At 71.3% G+C, this 21527-nt stretch carries 17 protein-coding genes and 2 CRISPR repeat arrays; of the genes, 7 read left to right on the forward strand and 10 right to left on the reverse strand.

The annotated features are described in order from the left end of the window. Positions 1 to 2 precede the first annotated feature (2 nt). The 3 genes from casB to HDA31_RS27275 all read right to left on the reverse strand — a co-directional run bounded on the left by casB (position 3) and on the right by HDA31_RS27275 (position 5543). On the reverse strand, positions 3 to 698 hold the full coding sequence (casB, locus tag HDA31_RS27265; protein WP_178063040.1) for a type I-E CRISPR-associated protein Cse2/CasB: 696 nt from the start codon (positions 696 to 698) through the stop codon (positions 3 to 5). After that, positions 695 to 2389: a type I-E CRISPR-associated protein Cse1/CasA gene (casA, locus tag HDA31_RS27270; protein ID WP_246384292.1), complete on the reverse strand. Its 1695-nt coding sequence runs from the start codon at positions 2387 to 2389 to the stop codon at positions 695 to 697. Before casA ends, casB begins: the two co-directional genes overlap by 4 nt. Before the next feature lie 232 nt (positions 2390 to 2621). Beyond that, positions 2622 to 5543: a CRISPR-associated endonuclease Cas3'' gene (locus HDA31_RS27275; RefSeq protein WP_311774377.1), complete on the reverse strand. Its 2922-nt coding sequence runs from the start codon at positions 5541 to 5543 to the stop codon at positions 2622 to 2624. Between the two features lie 290 nt (positions 5544 to 5833). After that, a CRISPR array of direct repeats spans positions 5834 to 6776; the repeat unit is 28 nt; unit sequence CTGCTCCCCGCGCATGCGGGGGTGATCC. A gap of 239 nt (positions 6777 to 7015) precedes the next feature. On the opposite strand from HDA31_RS27275, the gene HDA31_RS27280 reads away from it, so the two are divergent. After that, the gene (locus HDA31_RS27280; RefSeq protein WP_178067049.1) at positions 7016 to 8215 is read left to right on the forward strand and encodes an IS110 family RNA-guided transposase; all 1200 of its coding nucleotides are present in this window, start codon (positions 7016 to 7018) and stop codon (positions 8213 to 8215) included. A gap of 246 nt (positions 8216 to 8461) precedes the next feature. Here HDA31_RS27280 and istB read toward each other — a convergent pair whose 3' ends face one another. From istB to HDA31_RS27295, 3 genes are all read right to left on the reverse strand, one after another. Next, positions 8462 to 9250 (reverse strand): IS21-like element helper ATPase IstB, encoded by a 789-nt coding sequence (gene istB / locus HDA31_RS27285; protein ID WP_178062895.1) that lies wholly within the window; start codon positions 9248 to 9250, stop codon positions 8462 to 8464. Beyond that, entirely contained in the window at positions 9250 to 10479 is a 1230-nt protein-coding gene (istA, locus tag HDA31_RS27290) for an IS21 family transposase (protein WP_178062896.1), read from the reverse strand. The genes istB and istA overlap by 1 nt, the downstream gene beginning before the upstream one ends. A 72-nt stretch (positions 10480 to 10551) precedes the next feature. Beyond that, positions 10552 to 12042: a CRISPR direct-repeat array (repeat unit 28 nt; unit sequence CTGCTCCCCGCGCATGCGGGGGTGATCC). A 42-nt stretch (positions 12043 to 12084) separates the two neighbouring features. Further along, positions 12085 to 12303 carry a winged helix-turn-helix domain-containing protein gene (locus HDA31_RS27295; protein WP_074475274.1) on the reverse strand — a complete coding sequence of 73 codons (219 nt, stop codon included), beginning with the start codon at positions 12301 to 12303 and terminating at the stop codon, positions 12085 to 12087. A gap of 420 nt (positions 12304 to 12723) precedes the next feature. Between HDA31_RS27295 and HDA31_RS27300 the strand changes: the two genes are divergently transcribed. Both HDA31_RS27300 and HDA31_RS27305 read left to right on the forward strand, forming a co-directional pair. Further along, positions 12724 to 13026, forward strand: a complete 303-nt coding sequence (locus HDA31_RS27300; protein ID WP_178063038.1) for a hypothetical protein — start codon at positions 12724 to 12726, stop codon at positions 13024 to 13026. Between the two features lie 146 nt (positions 13027 to 13172). Then, the gene (locus tag HDA31_RS27305) at positions 13173 to 13577 is read left to right on the forward strand and encodes a hypothetical protein (RefSeq protein WP_178063037.1); all 405 of its coding nucleotides are present in this window, start codon (positions 13173 to 13175) and stop codon (positions 13575 to 13577) included. Here the strand turns inward: HDA31_RS27305 and HDA31_RS27310 are convergent. From HDA31_RS27310 to ligD (HDA31_RS27320), 3 genes are read right to left on the reverse strand one after another with little or no spacing between them, the layout of a single operon-like run. Then, positions 13538 to 14248: a DUF3800 domain-containing protein gene (locus HDA31_RS27310; RefSeq protein WP_074475277.1), complete on the reverse strand. Its 711-nt coding sequence runs from the start codon at positions 14246 to 14248 to the stop codon at positions 13538 to 13540. The two genes, HDA31_RS27305 and HDA31_RS27310, sit on opposite strands and share 40 nt — an antisense overlap. 52 nt (positions 14249 to 14300) lie before the next feature. Beyond that, on the reverse strand, positions 14301 to 15215 hold the full coding sequence (gene ligD / locus HDA31_RS27315; protein ID WP_178063036.1) for a non-homologous end-joining DNA ligase: 915 nt from the start codon (positions 15213 to 15215) through the stop codon (positions 14301 to 14303). Beyond that, entirely contained in the window at positions 15205 to 16146 is a 942-nt protein-coding gene (ligD, locus tag HDA31_RS27320; protein ID WP_178063035.1) for a non-homologous end-joining DNA ligase, read from the reverse strand. The genes ligD (HDA31_RS27315) and ligD (HDA31_RS27320) overlap by 11 nt, the downstream gene beginning before the upstream one ends. A gap of 87 nt (positions 16147 to 16233) precedes the next feature. On the opposite strand from ligD (HDA31_RS27320), the gene ku reads away from it, so the two are divergent. Next, positions 16234 to 17286 carry a non-homologous end joining protein Ku gene (ku, locus tag HDA31_RS27325; RefSeq protein WP_178063034.1) on the forward strand — a complete coding sequence of 351 codons (1053 nt, stop codon included), beginning with the start codon at positions 16234 to 16236 and terminating at the stop codon, positions 17284 to 17286. 28 nt (positions 17287 to 17314) lie between these two features. Here ku and HDA31_RS27330 read toward each other — a convergent pair whose 3' ends face one another. After that, a complete protein-coding gene (locus tag HDA31_RS27330; protein ID WP_178063033.1) occupies positions 17315 to 18058 on the reverse strand; it encodes a TetR/AcrR family transcriptional regulator in 744 nt (247 codons plus the stop codon). A gap of 77 nt (positions 18059 to 18135) precedes the next feature. Between HDA31_RS27330 and HDA31_RS27335 the strand changes: the two genes are divergently transcribed. The 3 genes from HDA31_RS27335 to HDA31_RS27345 all read left to right on the forward strand — a co-directional run bounded on the left by HDA31_RS27335 (position 18136) and on the right by HDA31_RS27345 (position 21486). Further along, a complete protein-coding gene (locus HDA31_RS27335) occupies positions 18136 to 18600 on the forward strand; it encodes a nitroreductase/quinone reductase family protein (protein ID WP_178063032.1) in 465 nt (154 codons plus the stop codon). 88 nt (positions 18601 to 18688) lie between these two features. Further along, on the forward strand, positions 18689 to 19099 hold the full coding sequence (locus tag HDA31_RS27340) for a VOC family protein (protein ID WP_178063031.1): 411 nt from the start codon (positions 18689 to 18691) through the stop codon (positions 19097 to 19099). A 2-nt stretch (positions 19100 to 19101) separates the two neighbouring features. Further along, entirely contained in the window at positions 19102 to 21486 is a 2385-nt protein-coding gene (locus HDA31_RS27345) for an ATP-binding cassette domain-containing protein (RefSeq protein WP_178063030.1), read from the forward strand. Positions 21487 to 21527 lie beyond the last annotated feature (41 nt).

Genomic DNA, 21527 nt, shown 5'->3' on the forward strand with positions numbered 1-21527 from the left:
GGTCACTCCTCGGAGGTGGCGCCTGCGGGCGCGGAGTCGGCTTTCGGGTCGGTGCTGTCGTCGCCCCGGCGGTCCCCGGGCTCGGGCTGGCGGTAGAAGTCGCGGCCCCACAGGCCGCGGACCTGGGCAGGCCCCCACGGCTTCTGCAACGTGGCCAGGTCCTCGGCGAGCACCCCGTAGTCGAGGGCGATCCGGTGGTCCCGCAGGAGCCGGATCAGGCTGCGCAGATGGGTGGTGACGGCGGCGTAGCTGGTCGCGGTGCCGAGGGCGGCGAACCGCCGTCGCACGGCGACCGCGCTGTCCGGGTCGCTGCACAGCAGGCTGACCGCCCTGCCGAGACCGATGCCGTCCTGGTGCATGGGCATGTCGCGGATCGACTGCTGGTGCACCGCGTACAGGGTCAGCGCGGTGTGCATGGCCCGCTCGGTGTGGGTCGGGTCGTCACCGAGGCGATCCCCGAGGTACTTCTCTGCGACGCGGGTCTGCTCCAGGATCGTGAAGTCCTCGCCGGGCTCCCGGCCGACCACAGCCCGCAGCCTGGCCAGGGCGGCGATGGCGAAGCTCTCCTCGCGGAGGTAGCCGTCCTGCAACACCACGATCCGGGTGGCGACGTATCCCCCGAAGGGCCCGCGCGGGCGGGCGTACCGCTTGGGCTCCGGGCTCTTGGCTACGTTGTCGGCTGGGGCTGCGACGGTCACGCCGGCACCTCCTGGGAAACGGGCGGATTCTCGGTGACAGCAGCCATCGGCAGGGCGCGGCGCAGGGCGTCGCGGAAGAACTTGTCCGCGAGCGGGCTGCTCAGGTGCTTCTTCTTCTCCTGGTCGACGTAGCGGCCAGCCCAGGCCTGCGGGCCAGCCTGCTCGACCAGGTTCCGGCCGAGCCGGCGCACGCAGCGATAGGCCAACGTCTGCCACTGGATGCGCGCCCGCGCCGGGTCGCTGTGGGGGCCGAGGTCGCCCAGCCAGCGCCGGAACAGGACGTCCAGTTTGGCGTAGCCGATCTCGGCGGTCCGGTCTGCGGCGGCAGCGGGCGGGTCCTCGGCCCGGTCCCCGTATCCACCAGCGGCGCGACACAGGTCGGCGGCCAGCCGGCGTAGCGTGAGGACGGCGGCCTCGGCGTCGGCGGCGCTGTCCACGATGGTGACGGCAAGCGGACCCGCAGGGTCGAACGCCTGCACGGGCATGGTCAACGCGTCCTGGTAGACCTCGTCGACCACCGACATCTGGTTGCCGTAGACGACGCCGACGGCGCGGGCGGTGACCCGGTACCCGTCGTCGATCAACTGCCTGATCCGGAGCCGGGCCAGCCACTGGCTGACCGCCGGGGGTCGTCGGCTCGCGGCTTCGGCCCCCGGTCGTTCGGTCGGGGCGGGCAGCAAGCTGGTCAGCCCGCGCCAGAGGGCCCGGGTGTGGTCGTGGAGGGCGGGCAGATAGACGAGGGGCTGCCCGAGCTTCTTCTCCTGGTTGGCGCTGCGCCGCCAGCCGCTCATCGGCTCCTGCTGGTGCAGGTTCGGCCAGGCGATGCGGTCGCCGTTTGCGATCATGGCACCGGTGATCCCGGCTTGGTCGCCGAAGAGGCGGATCCGGCGAGACTGCCAGGTGTAGAGGTTGAGCAGCCCGTACGGGCCACGAGCGCGCTCGACCTCCTCGGTCGGGCCGTGCGGCTCGCGCTCCCAGACCGGGGAGTCACGGTCCGGGTCCTGCCGGAGGTAGCCGCTGTCGAGCGGGACGAGGTTGAGCAGCAGCGTCTCGCGCAGCGTCCGGCCTTCGAGGTAGACCAGCCCCAGGGAGCCGCAGGAGGCGGGGCCGATCGGGTAGCCCTTTCCGCCCTTGACCCGGTCGTCACCGACCGCCCCGGACTTGATGCCGGACGTGTCGTATGCCTGGCAGTGGACCAGCCAGACGGCCGCCTCGGCAGGTGTCAGCCGGGCCAGGCCGGGCCCGAGCCGGGTGGTGAGGTAGGGCGCGTTGTTCGGCACGTCGGCGATCAGCCGTTCCAGGCCGAACCCGTCTCCCTTCTGCGTACGTAGGTCGGCCACCTGGTAGAACGGCGTGACCGGGTGCAGCAGGTCGAAACGGTCCCGGTATTCGTCGAGGTAGCCGGCGATGTCGTCCGCTGGCAGGTCGGAACGCCGCCACAGCCCCTGCCAGGCACGCTCGTCCCCGGGTCCGTCGACCGCCCGATGCAGGATCGCGAGGAGCAGCCTCAGGACCGCGGACGTCTGGGTCGGCAGCTCACCGGCGACGGCCCGCAGCTCCTCCGCTTGGGCGAACAGCTCGTTCAGGGTGACCAGGCGACGACGGCCGGACAGGTCGAGCACCGGTATCCACGGCTGCTCGATCAGTGAGAAGGAAGTGGCGGCGGCGTCCGGCATCTGAAGGTTCTCCATCCACTTCGACCGGCAATGGGAGACTCGGGTCCGAACCTGTCCTATCAACGGAGCGGCGCTTGGACTGTAGTCGCTTCCCGCGTCACGCAGGGTGATCCGCTGTCGCTATCGATATTCACGATGCTCCCTGCGTAGATAGGGTTTGCCCCAGCTCATTGAGGTGCGGCCGCCGAAGTTGGTGACCAAGAGTCAGCAGGCTTGCGCGGCCTGTCTGATAGCGGACAACCGTCGGTCAGTCGCCACGCGGGTCGGCCTTCTCGACGCGCAGGCCGCTGTGCCGGTCGTACGTCAGCACATGATCGCCAAGGCGGACCTGCCCCCGCTCGTCGAGATCGAGGATCAGCTCGCCGCCGATCAGCGGATCCTTCTCCCAGGCCGGGAAGGCGTTGCGTGCCTCCAGCTCGGCGATGATCCGCTCGGTGCCACCGTTGGCGGTGAGCGCCCTCGGCAGCGGCAGAGCGCACCGCAGCATCGCGCGGGCTACCGCCTTCGACGGCGCGAAGTCCGTCGGGACAGTCACATCGCCCCCCTCGGCCAGCCAGGACGGGGTGCGCAGTTCGTCTCCCCGGCGGACCAGCAGCAGCACCTCCAGCGCCTCGGCGGCGTCATCGCGCACGTGTGCCCGGCCGCGCCGTTCGTCGCCGTTGGCGGTATCGGTGTTCCCCACGTTGGCGTCGAGCCAGCTCAACAGGGAGGCCCCTGGCTGCTTGACGGGCCGGATCCGGAACGTCTCCGCGCGCTCACCGGCCGCGAAGGCCCGCCTCAGCGCCTGCGTCTCGGCCTTGGCCAGCGCGTCCTGCCATGAGGGCAGGCCGACCGGCTCGGAGCCGTACGCATCCTGCACGAGGGACGCGATGTCCTGCGGAAGGGCAAGGCCACGTTCACCGCCGAGGTAGGGCAGGAGCACAGCCGCCGCCCGGAGCAGGGCGAAACGGTCGTACACCCGGACCGAGCCGGTCACCGGAGCGGGCGGCTCGGCCACCCAGTCCGCGCCGGTCACCAGGCACCAAGGATGCGCGAGCCGGGCAGGGCGGTCCGTCCGGTGGTGCCGGTGCAGCCGGCCGAGCCGTTGCAGGATCAGGTCCACCGGGGCGAGGTCGGTGACCAGCAGGTCGAAGTCGATGTCCAGGGACTGCTCGGCGACCTGGCTGGCCACGACGACGTGGCAGCTCGGCCGGGCACGTCCGAGCTTGGCGAGGTGACTGGGAGGGCCGAAGGTGTCCCGCAGCCACTTGTCCTTGGCCGCGCGGTCGGCGGCCATGAAGCGGGAGTGCGCCACCGACACTGGAATCTGCGGCCCGAGGTGCTCGCGCAACGTGGCCGCCGTGTCCAACACCCGGGCAACGGTGTTGCGGACGATCAGGGCGCAGCCGCCGTCCGCAAGGTCGACCCGGAGCCGGTCGGCGAGGGCAGCCAGGTCGTCATCCGCGGGATCCAGCCGTACGTCGAGGCTGCGGCCGGACGCCGCGCAGCCCACCGCCCCCGGCTGCCGGCCGACACCGGACACGCTGAGCAGCGGATACCGCCGGTCATCGCGCAGAGATTGGTAGTCGTCGGTGGCGGTGACGCCGCTCGCGCGATACCTGCGTCGGGCGCCACCCGCCTGCGGACGGCCCAACCGCCCGTCGTCGTAGGCCCGCATCATCTCGGCCCGACGCGCGGCGGGGAGCGTCGCCGACAGGATGACCACGGGAACGCCGTGGGCCGCCAGCCATTCCAGCGCCCGGTCCAGGTACCGACTCATATAGACGTCGTAGGCGTGCGCCTCGTCGATGACGACCACCTTGCCGGCAAGGCCGAGGTGCCGCAGAGCCACATGCCGGGCCTGCAACGCGGCGAAGAGCAACTGGTCGATGGTGCCGACGACGAAGCTGGACAGCAGCTTGCGCTTCCGTCCGGCCAGCCAGCCGTGGACGGCGGTCTGCGTCCCGCCCTCGTCCTCGGCGATCGCGCTGGGCAGAACCCCCCGGTAGAGCCGGGAGTATTCGTCGTTGAGCATCGCCTTACCGTGCGCCAGGGCCGTGTCCCGGGCACCCCTGCCCAGGTCTGCGTCCGGAAGCCGGCTGAGCCAGGTCAGCACCCGGCTGAACATGGCGTCGCCGGTCGCGCGGGTAGGGAGCGCCAGGAAGCAGCCGCCCGCACCGCTGCGCCGGGCGAGAATCTCCACGGCCGCGAGCGCGGCCTCGGTCTTGCCCTCACCCATGGGCGCCTCGACGATCAGCAGACCCGGCAGCGGCATGGCGCGGGCCTGTTCCACGACCGCCGCCTGCACGGGATACGGATGCGTCCCAGCTGGCAACTCGAAGCGCCGGGAGAACAGAGCCGACACGTCGAGGCCCGCCACGTCAACGGGCTGCCAGGGCATCGGCAGATCCAGCTCGTCCCAGGCCTCGGCCAAGCGGTCCGGCGCGTTCTCCCGCTGAAAGCCGTACGGAAAGAGGTCGTCGTTGCTGGCGATCCAGTCGGCGACGATCACGATCCCCGTCAACAACACCTGGACCGGTTGCGGCAGGGCGACCTCCCGCCAGACCGGCAGCCGGTCCGTCACGTCGGCGTACCCGCTCATCCAATCGAGCAGTTCGTCGCGCACCTGCGGCCACAGCCCGTCGACGCCGAGCAGGTATGGCCGGTCGCGAATCGCCTTGAGGTCGCCGTCGGTCGGCGGCACCCCGTGGTGGCCGCCGACGACCACCGCGTGCGCCTCGGCCTGGTCCCGGGTCCAGCCCTTCGCACCGGTCAGCCAGTCGATCAGGGCGAGATGCCCGGCCGGGCCGTGCGGGGCGCACAGGCGGTCCTTCTCCACCCGATCGTCGAAGTCGAAGCCCTGTCTCTGCATCGCATGCCGCAGGTGCTTCACCTGCCAGGCGAACGCCGGGGTGGCCTTACCAATGTCGTGGATGCCGGCGAGCCAGCGGACCAGCCGGCGGCCATCGTCGGCCCCCTCAGGCAACGGCGCAGCGATCCGCCGCCGGACGCTCTCCGGCAGCCACATGTCCCACAGCAGGCCAGCGACATCGGCGCTGTCCACGAGGTGACGATGCAGCGGAAGCCAGAAACCCCTCTCGCGGTTCGTCTTACCCCAGACAAGACGGGCACTCTCGCTGAGACCAGGTTGGTCGGGCACGGAAGGGATGAAAACAGAGGGGTACGACACCTGACGACCAACTCCCAGGGACGACTTTCAGGCCGACCGCGCGGCCGCCTTCAACATCGAGAACGACGCTCATGTACGCCCGGACGCGGCCTGGTCGAAGACCGAGCGAGATTCATCTGACCGTCGGAACCCCTCCCCGTCGCACACCCCCGCGGGGACTCCATCGGTACGCTGAGTCGGCTGCACTCACACCACCCCCGTCGGCATACTTGAGCGCAAAGACGATGATCTTGAGAGGCAAAGTGAAGGAAAACGAGAAAGTTGATCTATAACGCTGCTGGTCAGGAAGTCTGCTCCCCGCGCATGCGGGGGTGATCCGAACGCGTTCTTCTCGCCCCCGGAGAGGAAGTCCTGCTCCCCGCGCATGCGGGGGTGATCCGGTCGAGGCGGCAGCCGGGATCCCGCCGGAGCCCTGCTCCCCGCGCATGCGGGGGTGATCCCGCCTCCAGGGCGTCCGGCTCGGCGCCGAGGACCTGCTCCCCGCGCATGCGGGGGTGATCCCAGGTACCGGTGGTCACGGCGCTGCGCCGTGGTCTGCTCCCCGCGCATGCGGGGGTGATCCCACCCGGCCGGGCAGGTCCGGGTCGTGCACCGACTGCTCCCCGCGCATGCGGGGGTGATCCCGCGGCCGGCGCGAACATCGAGCGCGGTTTCTTCTGCTCCCCGCGCATGCGGGGGTGATCCGGTGTTCGCCCGCTCGGCCGCCGAGGTGAAGCCCTGCTCCCCGCGCATGCGGGGGTGATCCCTTTGGAACAGGTCCGCCCCCGCAACCTCGGCGCTGCTCCCCGCGCATGCGGGGGTGATCCCGCACCCGCCGGCACCGACGGCTCCACCGGCGACTGCTCCCCGCGCATGCGGGGGTGATCCCGGTCACGCTGAACGCGGGGAATCAGCCCCTCGCTGCTCCCCGCGCATGCGGGGGTGATCCTGCTAGCCGCGTGTCTCGCGTCTCTCAGCATTCCTGCTCCCCGCGCATGCGGGGGTGATCCCGGGTGCCGACGCGCCGCAGCGACCGCGAGCAGCTGCTCCCCGCGCATGCGGGGGTGATCCGAGCAACATCGCGAACATCCTGAAGCGGCTCACCTGCTCCCCGCGCATGCGGGGGTGATCCGCAGCCATCTGGGCGCACAACCGGGCCACCAACCTGCTCCCCGCGCATGCGGGGGTGATCCGAACCCGCGGTCGCTGGGGGTGATGACGAACAGCTGCTCCCCGCGCATGCGGGGGTGATCCCCGTTACCTTTTTGATCGTCCCCAGTCGGGGACCCTCGGTCGCCCGGCCCGGTATGACTTCCTGCCCCTGTCGTTTCGATGATCCGGGGGGTGTTGTCGCCGGGTCGGGTGGCGTCGGCGGACCGCTGATAGGGACACGGCCGCCCCGTGTTGGGGTAGGTCTCTTCGTAACGTGGCTGCCGGCAGTCCGACGCCCAGACTGCGGCCGGGGCCACGAGTGATGCGTGGAGGCGGGTGTGGTGCACGACGGATACGGTGTCTACCTCGGCTTGGACGTCGGCAAGGGTGATCACCACGCGGTCGGGTTGACCCCGGACGGCAGACGGTTGCACGACGCGCCGCTACCGAACACCGAGGCCCGGCTGCGGCAACTGTTCGACAAACTCTCCCGTCACGGCCAGGTCCTGGTCGTGGTCGACCAACCCGCCTCGATCGGTGCCCTGCCGGTGGCGGTGGCTCGGGCGTGCGGGCATCAGGTGGCCTACCTGCCCGGGCTGGCGATGCGCCGGATCGCTGACCTGCACCCAGGTTCGGCGAAGACCGACGCCAGAGACGCGTACGTCATCGCTGACGCGGCTCGTACCCTGCCGCACACGCTGCGGCGGGTCGACACCGGCGACGAGACCCTGGCTGAGCTGGAAGTTCTCGTCGGCTTCGACGACGACCTCGCCGGCGAAGCCACCCGGATATCGAACCGGATACGGGGCCTGCTGACGCAGATCCACCCCGCGCTGGAACGAGTCCTCGGCCCTAAGGTGCACCACAAAGCGGTACTGGAGCTGCTGTCCCGTTGCGGAGGACCCGCCGGGCTGCGCAAAGCCGGCCGCCGCAAACTGACCTCGATCGCCACAGCACACGCACCCCGCATGGGTGAACGGCTCGTCGAGCAGATCATGACCGCCCTGGACGAGCAGACCGTCACCGTTCCCGGCACCCAAGCGGCCGAGACGATCCTGCCTCGCCTCGCCGACAGCCTCCGCGAGACTCTGCGCCAGCGTGACCAGATCGGCGCTCAGGTCGAGGGGATGCTTGATGCGCACCCTCTTGCCCCGGTCCTGACCTCGATGCCCGGCATCGGCGTCAGGACCGCAGCCCGGATCCTCCTCGAAGTCGGCGACGGCACCGCCTTCGCCACCCCCGGCCACCTCGCCGCCTATGCCGGCCTGGCACCGGTAACCCGACGATCCGGCAGCAGCATCCGCGGCGAACACCCGCCAAGGGGCGGCAACAAGAACCTCAAACGCGCGTTCTTCCTCGCCGCCTTCGCAGCCCTCGCCGACCCCGTGAGCAGGGCCTACTACGACCGCAAACGCGCCGAAGGCAAACGCCACAACGCCGCCCTCATCTGCCTCGCCCGCCGCCGCTGCGACGTCCTCCACGCCATGCTCCGCAACAAGATCCCCTACCAACCACGCCCCACCAGCCCCGCCACCGCTTGACGAAACCCATAGGGACACCCCCCGGCGCCACATCCAGGCCGTACGCGACTGCTGCTCCCCGCGCATGCGGGGGTGATCCCCTCACGCACTACCAGCGCCCCGGGCCGTCCGCCTGCTCCCCGCGCATGCGGGGGTGATCCCCATCCCGAGCAGTCGGAGATCGGGAACGCCTACTGTGTCAACGCCGGCTGAACTTTGACCCCTGTGTTCCGGTCGAATGTTGACCCCCTTGCTGGTTGTTGATGTTCAGTCGTTGGTCTTGGTGGCTGCGGGGACGCGGCCGAGGTCGCGGTCTTTGAGCCGGTAGCTGTCGCCCTTCATCGAGATGACCTCGGCGTGGTGGACGAGGCGGTCGATCATGGCTGCGGCGACTACGTCGTCGCCGAACACTTCGCCCCACCGGCCGAAGGGTTTGTTGCTGGTGACGATCAGGCTGGCTCGTTCGTAGCGGTTGGAGACGAGCTGGAAGAACAGGTTCGCCGCTTCGGCTTCGAAGGGGATGTAGCCGACCTCGTCGACGATCAGCAGCGGGATCCGGCCGAGCTTCACGAGCTCGTCTTGCAGGCGGCCGGCGTGGTGGGCGTCAGCGAGGCGGGACACCCATTGGGCGGCGGTGGCGAACGCGACCCGGTGCCCGGCCTGACAGGCCCGGATCCCCAGGCCGATGGACAGATGGGTCTTGCCGGTGCCGGGAGGGCCCAAGAAGACGACGTTCTCCTTCGACGCCACGAAGTCGAGGGTGCCCAGGTGGGCGATCGTCTCCCGCTTCAGGGACCGTTGGTGGTCGAAGTCGAACTCCTCCAGGCTCTTGCGGGCCGGGAACCTCGCTGCGCGGATGCGGCCCTCACCGCCGTGGGCTTCGCGGGCGGCGACTTCGCGTTGCAGGCAGGCGGCGAGGAACTCCTCATGCGTCCACGACTCGGCCCGGGCCCGCTCCGCCAGGCGTTCGACGGAGGCGGCCAGGGACGGCGCCTTCAGTGCGCGGGTGAGGAACGCGATCTCCGAGGCGACGTTGCGGCTGGTCTTGGCGGCCATCACGCAGCCACCTCAACGTCCAGGCCGAACAGGCGGTCGTAGTCACTCAGCGGCCGGCGTTCGACCTGGGCGTCGACCGCGGTCGTCGGCTTGTGTTGGGCGGCGACGCGCAGGTCCGCGGCGGCTTGCCGGTGGGCGGGGTCGGTGATGCTCTGATGCTTGGCCCAGCAGCGGTCATGCCGGGCCACCGTCCGGCCGTCGCAGAACACCGCCACCTGGTCGCCGTCGGCGGTGACCTCGACCCGTCGCCCGACCACGGATGGGTGCACCGAGTAGTCGTTGCCGTCCACGCGAACGTAGTGATCGCGGGGCAGCCGAGTGGTCTGCCGCCAGCCGACCACCGGCGCGACCGGCGGCAGCGGCAGCATCACCTGCAGGTCGGCGTCCCACCGCTCAGCCGGCCGGCAGCCCAGCATCCGATGCTGGCGGTTGTTCGCCCGCACCAACCACTCGGACATCTGGACGTTGAAGTCCTGCGGTGAGGCGAATCGGCGTCCGGGCAGGAACGAGGTCTCCAGATAGCCGTTGGCCCGCTCGACCAGGCCCTTGGCCTCCGGGTCCGCCGGCCGGCACTGGATCACCTTGATACCGAGGGTCCCGCGGAAGGCGTTCATCGCCTCCGTCAGCTGAGGCCTGCCGCCCCGCCACTGCCCGACGGCGGACTCGTTGTCCCACACCAAAGCCTTCGGCACCCGGCCCCACCCGGAGATCAGCGTCCAGTGCCCGACCAGCAGGTCCGCCGACTGCCGCGACGGGATCATCACCGCCGACAGCCACCGCGAATACCCGGACACCATCACCAGCACCGGCGGCCGACCGACCTGCCCGAAGCCCAACGGCACGTCCGCTGGCGGGAACCACAGATCGCACTGCGCCAGCTCACCGGGCAGATACTCCGTCCGCTGCGCCGGGTCGGGTCGGCGGAACAACGGCCGCAGCTGCTGCACCCGATCAGCGAACACCGTCTTGCCGCGGGTCCACCCGACCCGTTCCATGATCACCGTCGTCGGCATGTCCGGGAACTCGGCCAACAACGCCCTGATCTGCGGCTCGACCGCGTCCACGATCGAACCCTTCGCCGCCCGCTGATAGCGAGGCGGCTCATGACTGGCCAAGGCCTTGCGCACCGTGTTCCGCGAGACACCCAGCCGCCGACAGATAGCCTTGATCGCCATCCGCTCCGCCCGGTGCAACCGACGGATCTCCGCCCAGTCCTCCACGCTCAGCACCTCCCGATGCTTCCGAAAGGGGTCAAGATTCAGCCGGAACCACGGGGTCAGTTTTCAGGCGGAGCCGACATACTGCTCCCCGCGCATGCGGGGGTGATCCCGGGACACCATCGTGCAGATGCTGATCGACGGTCTGCTCCCCGCGCATGCGGGGGTGATCCCGAGCGGTACACGGCGCAGCGGCCCACCACGAACTGCTCCCCGCGCATGCGGGGGTGATCCGGTGCTTGGCGGGTGTCGCCCACCAGGCGATCGCTGCTCCCCGCGCATGCGGGGGTGATCCGGCCGCCCAGGAGCTGCTGGAGGCACAGCTCCGCTGCTCCCCGCGCATGCGGGGGTGATCCCGGGGTTGCCCCACATCCAGCGAGACAGCATGCCTGCTCCCCGCGCATGCGGGGGTGATCCACATCACGAACCTCAGCGACCTGTACGCGGTCCCTGCTCCCCGCGCATGCGGGGGTGATCCCGATCCGGCGGCGGTGGTTGCGGAGGTCGAGCACTGCTCCCCGCGCATGCGGGGGTGATCCTCGTGGGTGCGCGCCCTGGTGTCGTTGGAACAGCTGCTCCCCGCGCATGCGGGGGTGATCCCGCCAGTTCGACTACGGCGAACATAGCGACCCGCTGCTCCCCGCGCATGCGGGGGTGATCCCTCACACCGTCCACCGGACCGGATACCGATGACCTGCTCCCCGCGCATGCGGGGGTGATCCCAGGAGTGCGGCAGCGATGAACAGGGCTCCGGTCTGCTCCCCGCGCATGCGGGGGTGATCCCAGCCGCAGGTCGATGCTGTCGGCGTGGACGGCCTGCTCCCCGCGCATGCGGGGGTGATCCCGCGCGGAAGGTCGCGAAGCCGGGTCAGAAGTACTGCTCCCCGCGCATGCGGGGGTGATCCCTGCCCGCAGTGCGGCCGGATCGCACCCGGCCGCTGCTCCCCGCGCATGCGGGGGTGATCCCGGCAGCGGCTGGGACCTGTACGTGTCCGACCCCTGCTCCCCGCGCATGCGGGGGTGATCCCGCCCCGCCGTCGTCGACGGCGGTGATGCGGTACTGCTCCCCGCGCATGCGGGGGTGATCCCGTTCGTACTAAGAGGTAGTGCGTAGAGCTGTCCTGCTCCCCGCGCATGCGGGGGTGATCCGGCTGACGAGTCGCCGCGAGGTGCTACCAGCATCTGCTCCCCGCGCATGCGGGGGTGATCCCAGGGCGCTGCGGGTCTGGGTGTAGCGGGTGGCCTGCTCCCCGCGCATGCGGGGGTGATCCCATGTCAGCGTCCTTGTAGACGCCCACCTTCGGCTGCTCCCCGCGCATGCGGGGGTGATCCCGTCGTGCATCTGCCAGCCCAACCCCACGCCCACTGCTCCCCGCGCATGCGGGGGTGATCCGTAGCGCTGCCGCTGCCGGGCCTTGTCGCCCTCCTGCTCCCCGCGTATGCGGGGGTGATCCGCCGCGAGGACGAGCCCCATGGCCGCCGCAGACCTGCTCCCCGCGCATGCGGGGTGATCCCGCTCTCGGGCCCGCCGGTCGGGGTCGCAGTAGCTGCTCCCCGCGCATGCGGGGGTGATCCCAGTTAAACCCCAGGCTGAGGCCCTCGACGGCAGCGAGGACCTCAGACTTCAGCGACGAAGACGCCTCGCCCCGGACGCCCGACCAGCACGCCGCGCTTCCGCAGCGTCGCCCAGGCTCGGTTGATGGTGGAATGCGAGACGTCGTACTCGGCCGCCAGGGCACGCCCTGACGGCAGCTGCGAGCCGGGCGGAAACTCGCCCTCCTCGATGCGCCTCATCAGGTCGTCGAGCAGCTCGTCCATCGTGGGCGGGATAGGCACGTGGGGCCCCTTGCAGTCGGTTGGCCCCGCCAGTATCGATCCGTAGATCCGCCACAGGCAAAACACCTAGCCCAGCCGGCATAGATGACAATAATGGCTCAGTGGTCCAGAGGATTACTTGACATAGGTGAGATCACTCCGTAGCGTCGCTGACAGTGACGCGCTCCGTGCGGTCGGTTGGCGCTCTCCGTGGGTTGCTCGTCACCACAGCGCATTCCCCCAGCCCGGGGTGGCCGGACTCCCCCGGCCCGGCCACCCCGGGCACCCCGACACGCCCTGCCGCCGTACCCGCCGAACGAGGCTGCGGCGGCAGGGCCCACCCCGACCTCCGCGCGGAAGGCGGCCCCGAGTGCGATCACAGCCCGTCCCGAGAGCATCCGACTCGTACGAGCCTGCCAACCGCCACGAACCGGTCGGCCGATGAGAGGCCCCAACAGTCGGTGGGTCGTGCACGTGCCGATCGTCGTGCCGGACCTGCTCCGCGCCCGGATCCTCGCCCGCACGGCGGCACGGGTCCTGGCTCAGCTCACCCGGTGTGTCGACGTCGGGGAGGTGACCGTGTCGGCCGAGGACGAGCAGCGCGTACATCATCGGGTGTTCTGTGACCGGCGCCTGGCCGGCGGCGCGCGGTGCGGCCTGCCCAGCGACCACCTCGCGCCGTGCGCGACGCGCCGCAACCAGCGGGCCTACGGGCGGCGGGAGTGGCGGCCACCGGGGGTGTAGGCCCACGGCCGTTGCCGGTCGACCGTCGGGTCTGGACAGTGGGCGGATGACTGGTCACGGGAAGCTCCGGATCGCCGCGCCCGCCGAGGAGGGCGCGCCGACACCGGGCCACTGGCGTCGGCTCGTGCCGGTGCTGGCTTCTGTTCGTGCTCGCCCTGTGGGCCGCCGAGTGCTCCTGGGGCGGGTTCGTCGTCACCGACTATCCGCTGGCCCTGATCTTCCTGAGCCCGCTGTACGGCGGGGCCGCCCTGCTGGTCCGGAAGGTCGCCCGGCGCTCCGGCGGCGGTTGGCCGGCGATCGTCCTGTTGGCCGCCGCGTTCGGGCTGGTGCAGGCCGGGCCGGCTGGCGCGTTTCTCTGGCTACGCCGCGAGCAGCGTCGAGAAGAGTGCTTGGACATTCTGGGCGTGACACACAAATTGCTGCTAGCCTGGAGGTCGCAGGACGCCCTTCGGGGCTCCCGCACCCGCCTTAGGGCCCGCGTCAGCGGGCCCTTCGTGCATCCGGGGTCCGGTCACGCAACCTTGGCCAGCGGGTCCCAGCACCAGCAGTGATAACAGCGGGTGGCGACCAGGGACCAAAGGCTCTCGTTGGCCGCCGCCTCCCGCGGATCGGTGCCCGGCCGGTCAAGACGCTGGTAGAGGAACGTCACCAGGTCGACGGCTTGGACGAGCCGGCTGGCGTGCGACGGGGCGAAGTGCAGCGTGTCGACGATGCGCGTGAGCTTCCTCGACCGGTACCCGCCGGTCCCGGACACCCGGTACCGCGTGAGGTCGGCCCGGTGCGCCGCCTGTTCCTGCACCTCGTCGGCGATGACCAGCGCATACTCATCCCGGCTCGCCGCATACCCGTCGACTCTCTCCAGCAGGTGTGACAGCACCACCTCGTGTGCTGGCCGGGCGGATGCGGCGTATCTCTTGGCCAGGGCTGGCCGTTTCACGCCACGGATGATGATCGTGACATCGTGACCGCCGATCGCCTCCATGGCGGCGCGATAGACCGCGATCCGGGCACGGGGCGGCACCGCCTTCCAGACGGACCTGGCGTGAAAGATGTCGTAGCCGTGCAGCTCCGTCTCGGGCGGCACATCGTATGTCTTCGTCGCATGCTGCATCACCCGATCGAGCGCCTCGCTCAGTGGCATCGCCACCCCGTCCGGCACCAGCAGCGCCCCGATCCAGTAGAGACGCTCGGTGAACGACTCGTCGACGTACGTGAGCAGCACCAAGTGAGCGTACGACGCTCTTCCGTCAGCGAAACGGACTCAGGCCGGCGCGTCAGCCGGCGGACACCTCGGGGCCGGCGGTGAGCACGGCGGCGAGCAGGTCGCCGTGTTTGTCCACCCGCTTGAGCACCTCGGCCGCCGTGTAGGGGCGGGCAGCTGGGCGCTTCCCGGCCGCGCCGGCCGCCACCTCGTCCCAGGTCAGCGGCGTCGACACGGCCGGCACGGGCTGGGCGCGCAGCGAGTACGGGGCGACCGTCGTCTTCGCCGCGTTGTTCTGGCTCCAGTCGATGAAGACCTTCCCGCCGCGCAGGTTCTTCGCCATCCTCGACACGACCAGCTTCGGGTGGGTCTCCGCCAGCTCGCGGGCGACCCGGTGGGCGTAGTCGGAGACCGTGTCCGAGGACTGGGTGCCGGCGATCGGGCAGCAGAGCTGCATGCCCTTCTTGCCCGACGTCTTCGGATGGGGGTCGAGCCCGTCGAGAGCCAGCCGGTCGCGCAGCAGCAGCGCCACCTGGCTGCACTCGCGCAGCCCGGCCGGGGGGCCGGGGTCGAGGTCGACGACCAGCAGGTCGGGGTGGCCGCCGATCTTCCACTGCGGGGTGTGCAGTTCCAGGGCGGCGAGGTTGGCCAGCCAGACGAGGGTGGGCAGGTCGTCGGCGACGACGTAGTCGATGGTCTCGCGGCCCCTGGTGGAGCCGGGGGCGGGGAGGTTCTCGGTGCGTACCCAGGCGGGGGTGGCGGCGGGGGCGTTCTTCTCGAAGAAGCTCTTGTCCTCGACGCCGTTGGGGTAGCGGATGCGGGTGAGGGCCCGGTCGGCGAGGTGCGGCAGGAGCACGGGGGCGATGCGGGTGTAGTAGTCGATCACCTCGCCCTTGGTGAAGCCCGCCGCCGGGTAGAGCACCTTGTCGAGGTTGGACAGCTCCAGCGGGCGGCCCTGCACGTCGACCTTGAGCCGGTCAGCCGGCATCGTCCACCTCCTCGGGCGGCTTGTCGGGGCGCAGCCGCAGCACCCGGGGGAAGCGCAGCCGGCCGTCGGGGGTGCGCTGGCCGTACTTCACCTCCACCACGACCCTGGGGTCCACCCAGTGTGCGCCCCGGGCGTCCTCGCGGGGCACGTCGCCGGCGAACGGGGAGCTGTCGGCGCGCAGGGGTTCCAGCTCGCGCAGCAGCTCGCGTTCGAGGGCCGCGCCGATGCCGCCGCCGACGCGGCCCCGGTAGGTGAGCCGGCCGTCGGGGCGGGGCACGCCGACGAGCAGGCCGCCGATCCTGCGGGCCCCGGGCCGCCAGCCGCCGACGACGAAGTCGCCGGTGACCTCCAGCTTGACCTTCACCCAGTCGGGCGAGCGGACGCCGGGCCGGTAGGCCGAGCCGACGCGCTTGGCCATCACCCCTTCGAGGCCGTGCTCGCCGGCCGCCTCGTAGGTGGCGGGCCCGTCGGCGAAGACGGGGGGCACGGCCCAGCGCGCGCCGCCGAGGCCGAGGGCCTCCAGCAGGGCGCGGCGTTCGCGCCAGGGCCGGCCGGTGAGGTCCGCGCCGCGCAGCCGCACCAGATCGAAGATCAGATACGTCACCGGTACGCTCGCCGCGAGCCGGGCCGCCTTCGCCGGGTCGCGCACGTGCATCCGTTCGGCGAGCGCGGTGAAGGAGGGCTGACCGGCCTGGTCGAGCAGCACCACCTCGCCGTCGAGCAGGGCGTCGTCGACCTGCTCGGCGAGGGTGATCAACTCCGGGTACGCGGCGCTGATCTGCACGCCGGAGCGGGCGTAGAGGTGCTGCCGGCCGCCGACGATGTCGGCGAGCGCGCGTACGCCGTCCCACTTGAACTCGTACGCCCAGTCTTCACCGGCGGGCAGCGGGCCGGTCGTGGCGAGCATCGGCTTCAGCGGCGCGCCGGGCATTTCCTGACTGTAGTAGGGCAACAGAAGTCATCGCGCCCGCTTCGATCCTTTGCGATCCTGATCTGTAGCCGGGGAGAGGAGCGGGGGATGCGGGCGATCTGGAAGGGGGCCGTCTCGTTCGGGCTGGTCTCGATCGCGGTGAAGCTCTACTCGGCCACCGAGGAGAAGGACATCCGCTTCCACCAGGTGCACCGCTCCGACGGGGGGCGCATCCGGTACAAGCGGACCTGTTCGGTGTGCGGTGAGGAGGTCACCTACGACGACATCGCCAAGGGCTACGACATCGGCGGCGGCGAGATGGTGATCCTGACCGACGAGGATTTCGCGGACCTGCCGCTGACCACGTCGCACGCGATCGACGTGCTGGAGTTCGTCCCGGCGGAGCAGGTCGACCCGATCCTCTACAACAAGGCGTACTTCCTGGAGCCGGAGGGCGCGGCGACGAAGCCGTACGTGTTGCTGCGCGACGCGCTGGCCGACTCGGAGCGGGTGGCGATCGTCAAGGTGGCGCTGCGCCAGCGGGAGCAGTTGGCGACCCTGCGGGTACGCGAGGGGGTGCTGCTGCTCAACACGATGCTGTGGCCGGACGAGGTGCGTACCCCCGATTTCGGTTTCCTCGGCGAGGACCTGAAGGTCCGGCCGCCGGAGCTGGCGATGGCCAGTTCGTTGATCGACTCGATGGCGGGCGAGTTCGAGCCGGAGGTCTTCACCGACGACTACCGGGCGGCGTTGCAGGAGGTCATCGACGCGAAGGTGGAGGGCCGGGAGGTCGTCGCGCCGGAGGAGGCCGAGGAGGCCCCGGCGGCGGCGGTGGACCTGATGGCGGCGCTCAAGGCGTCGGTGGAGCGGGCCCGGGCGGCGCGCGGGGAGCAGCCGGAGTCCGGTGGCGGGCCGACCCCGATCACGTCGGCCCGGTCGGCGCAGAAGGCCACGAAGGCGGCGAAGAAGGCGAAGGCCCCGGCGCGCGGGACGGCCGAGAAGAAGACGGCGAAAAAGGCCGGCGGGACGAAGGCCGCCGAGGGTGCGCAGAAGGCGGCCCAAGGGAAGGCCACGGCGAAGACGACGGCGGGGAAGGCCGAGAAGAAGGCTCCGGCGCGGAAGGCCGCCCCGAAGAAGGCGGCGCCCCGCAAGACCGCCTAGCCGGGCCGCTTCGGGTCGGCCGGCGAGGTCAGCCCCGTTCGGCGAGCCGCCGCCGGTCGAGCCCCTCGATCAGCAGGTCGAGGGCGAACGCGAACTCGTCCTCGTCGTCGCAGCCGCCGAGGGCACCGCTGTGCGCGACCGCGGCGGCGAGTTCCGCGATGTGCGGCATGGTCTCGGCCCAGGCGGCGGCCTGCGCGGCGGCCGCCTCCCCGGTCGGCGCGGTGTTCGGCGAGTCGTCGAACAGGTCCTGGCTGAAGCCGAGGATGCGGCTGCCGAGCAGGTGCAGGGCGTGGTGGCTCAGGCTCACCGAGCAGCCGCCGCCGCGCATGACGGCGAGCACCCGCTCGATGTGGCGCAGCACGGCCGGAGTGGGCGTGTCGCGGGCCTCCAGCACCCGGGCCGCCCAGGGGTGGCGCAGCATGGTCCGGCGGGCCCGCGTGATCAGCGCCCGCAGCTGGTCGGTCCACGGCCCGTTGCCGGCCGCCTCGACGCCGGCCGCGGTCCCGCCGCCCATGATGGCGGCCTCGACCCCGGCCTCGGTCTCGATCTCGGCGGCGACGGCGTCGACCATGGCGGCGAGCAGGGTGTCCTTGTCGCGCAGGTGGTAGTAGATCGACATCGCGTCCACGCCGAGGTGCTGGGCGAGCCGCCGCATGCTCAGCCCGGCGAGGCCGTCCCGGTCGGCGAGGTCGATCGCGGCGGCGACGATCGTCTCCCGGCTGAGGCGGGCGGGGGCACGGGTCGCGGAGCGGTCGTCGGCGCGTCGGGGCATTTCCGGATCCTACTTGCCGCCCTACGACGTAGGGCTTACTCTACGTTGTAGACCTACACCGTAGAAAAGAGGTCGTCATGGGCACCTCCCCCAAACCCCCGCCGAGGTGGTTCGTCCGCAGCGCCTGGCTGGGCCACAAGGCCCTGCTCCGCCTCACCGCCGACCGGGTGGGCCTGAGCGCCCCGACGCCGGGCGGGCGGTTCGGCATGCTGCGGCTGCGCACGACCGGCCGTCGCTCGGGCCGACCGCGCGCCGTCATCGTCGGCTACATCCGCGACGGCGACCGGTTCGTCACCCTCGCCATGAACGGCTGGGACGCGGCCGACCCCGCCTGGTGGCTCAACCTCCAGGCCCACCCCCGGGCGACCGTCGACCTCGGCGGCGGGTCCCGCGAGGTGACCGCCCACCGGGCCACCGGCGCGGAGCGCGACCGGCTGTGGTCGGCGCTGCACGGCTACCAGGGCTACGGCGACCTCGACGGCCTCGCCGCCCACCGGGGCCGGGAGACCGCGATCGTCGTCCTGACCCCGGTGCCCGCATAGCTCCGCCCGACGCGGGAGGAACGGCGGCGGCCGGACCGATCAGGAATCAAGAAGCGCAGGTCAGTCGGCCGCAACTAGCGTGATCGGCATGGACATCACCATCCACACGAGCTTCCTGCCGCACACCGACCCGGAGGAGTCCCTCGCGTTCTACCGCGACGTGCTCGGCTTCGAGGTCCGCAACGACGTCGGCACCGGCACCATGCGCTGGATCACCGTCGGCCCCGCCGGCCAGCCCGGCACCAGCATCCTCCTGGCCCCGCCGGCCGTCGACCCGGGCATCACCGACGACGAGCGGCGCATGATCGCCGAGATGATGGCGAAGGGGACGTACGGCTGGATCCTGCTGGCCACGCCCGACCTGGACGGCGTCTTCGAGAAGATCCAGGCCAGCGACGCCGAGGTCGTCCAGGAGCCGACCGAGCAGCCGTACGGGGTGCGCGACTGCGCCTTCCGCGACCCCGCCGGCAACCTCGTCCGGATCCAGGAGCGGCGCTGAGCATGGCAGCGGCAACGGGGCCGGGGCCGACCGCGCCGGGCGTCACCCGGGGGCACGACCTGATCCGGGTGCGGGGCGCCCGCGAGAACAACCTCAAGGACGTCAGCGTCGACCTGCCGAAGCGGCAGCTCACCGTGTTCACCGGCGTGTCCGGCTCCGGCAAGAGCTCGCTGGTGTTCGGCACCATCGCGGCGGAGTCGCAGCGGCTGATCAACGAGACGTACAGCGCCTTCGTGCAGGGCTTCCTGCCGACCCTGGCCCGGCCCGAGGTCGACGTGCTCGACGGGCTGACCACGGCGATCGTCGTCGACCAGCAGCGGCTGGGCGGCGACGTGCGCTCGACGGTCGGCACCGTCACCGACGCCAACGCGATGCTGCGCATCCTGTTCAGCCGGCTGGGGCGGCCGCACGTCGGGCCGCCGGCCGCGTTCTCCTTCAACGTTCCGTCGGTGCGGGCGAGCGGCGCGATCACGGTGGAGCGCGGTGGCGGCCGGACCGTGCGGCAGACCTTCACCCGCACCGGCGGCATGTGCCCCCGCTGCGAGGGCCGGGGCACGGTCTCCGACCTCGACCTCGCCCAACTCTTCGACGACTCGTTGTCGATCGCCCAGGGCGCGATCACCATCCCCGGCTGGAAGGCCGACAGCTTCTGGACGGTGCGGGTCTACGCCGAGTCGGGGTTCCTCGACCCGCACAAGCCGATCCGCGAGTTCACGGCGCAGGAGCGGCACGACTTCCTGCACCGGGAGCCGACCCGGGTGAAGGTGGAGGGCGTCAACCTCACGTACGAGGGGCTGATCCCCAAGATCCGGAAGTCGTTCCTCGCCAAGGACCGGGAGGCGATGCAGCCGCACGTCCGCGCGTTCGTGGACCGGGCGGTCACCTTCACCGCGTGCCCGGAGTGCGGCGGCACCCGGCTCAGCGAGGCCGCCCGCGCCGCCCGGATCGGCGGCGTCAGCATCGCCGACGCCTGCGCGATGCAGATCAGCGACCTGGCCGGATGGGTGCGTGGCCTCGACGAGCCGTCGGTGGCGCCGCTGCTGGACAAGCTGCACCAGACCCTCGCCTCGTTCGTGGAGATCGGGCTGGGCTACCTGTCGCTGGACCGGCCGTCGGGCACGCTGTCGGGCGGCGAGGCGCAGCGGGTGAAGATGCTGCGGCACCTCGGCTCCCCGCTCACCGACGTCACGTACGTCTTCGACGAGCCCACGACGGGCCTGCACCCGCACGACGTCAGGCGGATGAACGACCTGCTGCTGCGGCTGCGGGACAAGGGCAACACGGTGCTCGTCGTGGAGCACAAACCGGACACCGTCGCGATCGCCGACCACGTCGTCGACCTGGGGCCCGGCGCGGGCGCGGCCGGCGGGGCCGTCTGCTACGAGGGCACCGTCGAGGGGCTGCGGGCCAGCGGCACCGTGACCGGCCGTCACCTCGCCGACCGGGTCGCCCTGAAGGAGACGGTACGCACGCCCACGGGCCGGCTGCCGATCCGGGGCGCGTCGACGCACAACCTGCGCGACGTCGACGTCGACATCCCGCTCGGCGTGCTCGTCGTCGTCACCGGCGTGGCCGGCTCGGGCAAGAGCTCGCTGGTGCACGGGTCGATCCCGGCCGGCGCGGGGGTCGTGTCGGTCGACCAGAGCCCGATCCGGGGCTCGCGGCGGAGCAACCCGGCGACGTACACCGGGCTGCTCGACCCGGTCCGCAAGGCGTTCGCGAAGGCCAACGGCGTGAAGCCGGCGCTGTTCAGCGCCAACTCGGAGGGCGCCTGCCCCGGCTGCAACGGCGCGGGCGTGGTCTACGTGGACCTGGCGGTGATGGCCGGGGTCGCGACGGTATGCGAGGAGTGCGAGGGGCGGCGGTTCGAGGCGTCGGTGCTGGAACACCGCCTCGGCGGCCGGGACATCGCCGAGGTGCTGGCGATGCCGGTGGCCGAGGCGCGGGAGTTCTTCGCCGACGGCGAGGCCCGCACGCCGGCCGCGCGGGCGGTCCTCGACCGCCTCGCCGACGTGGGGCTCGGGTATCTCACCCTGGGCCAGCCGCTCAGCACGCTCTCCGGTGGCGAGCGGCAGCGGCTCAGGCTAGCCACCCACCTGGGCACCCAGGGCGGCGTGTACGTCCTCGACGAGCCGACCGCCGGCCTGCACCTCGCCGACGTCGGGCAGCTGCTGGGGCTGCTCGACCGGCTCGTCGACGCCGGCAAGTCGGTGATCGTCGTCGAGCACCACCTGGCGGTCGTGGCGCACGCCGACTGGATCGTCGACCTCGGCCCCGGGGCGGGCCACGACGGGGGCCGGATCGTCTTCGAGGGCACGGCGGCCGACCTGGCCGCCGCCCGCTCCACGCTCACGGGCGAGCACCTGGCCGCGTACGTCGGGGGGTAAGGAGGGGCCCCTTGTTAACGCATCCGGTAGAGAAGGGTCCC

This window comes from Micromonospora carbonacea, from assembly GCF_014205165.1.
Lineage (GTDB): Bacteria > Actinomycetota > Actinomycetes > Mycobacteriales > Micromonosporaceae > Micromonospora > Micromonospora carbonacea.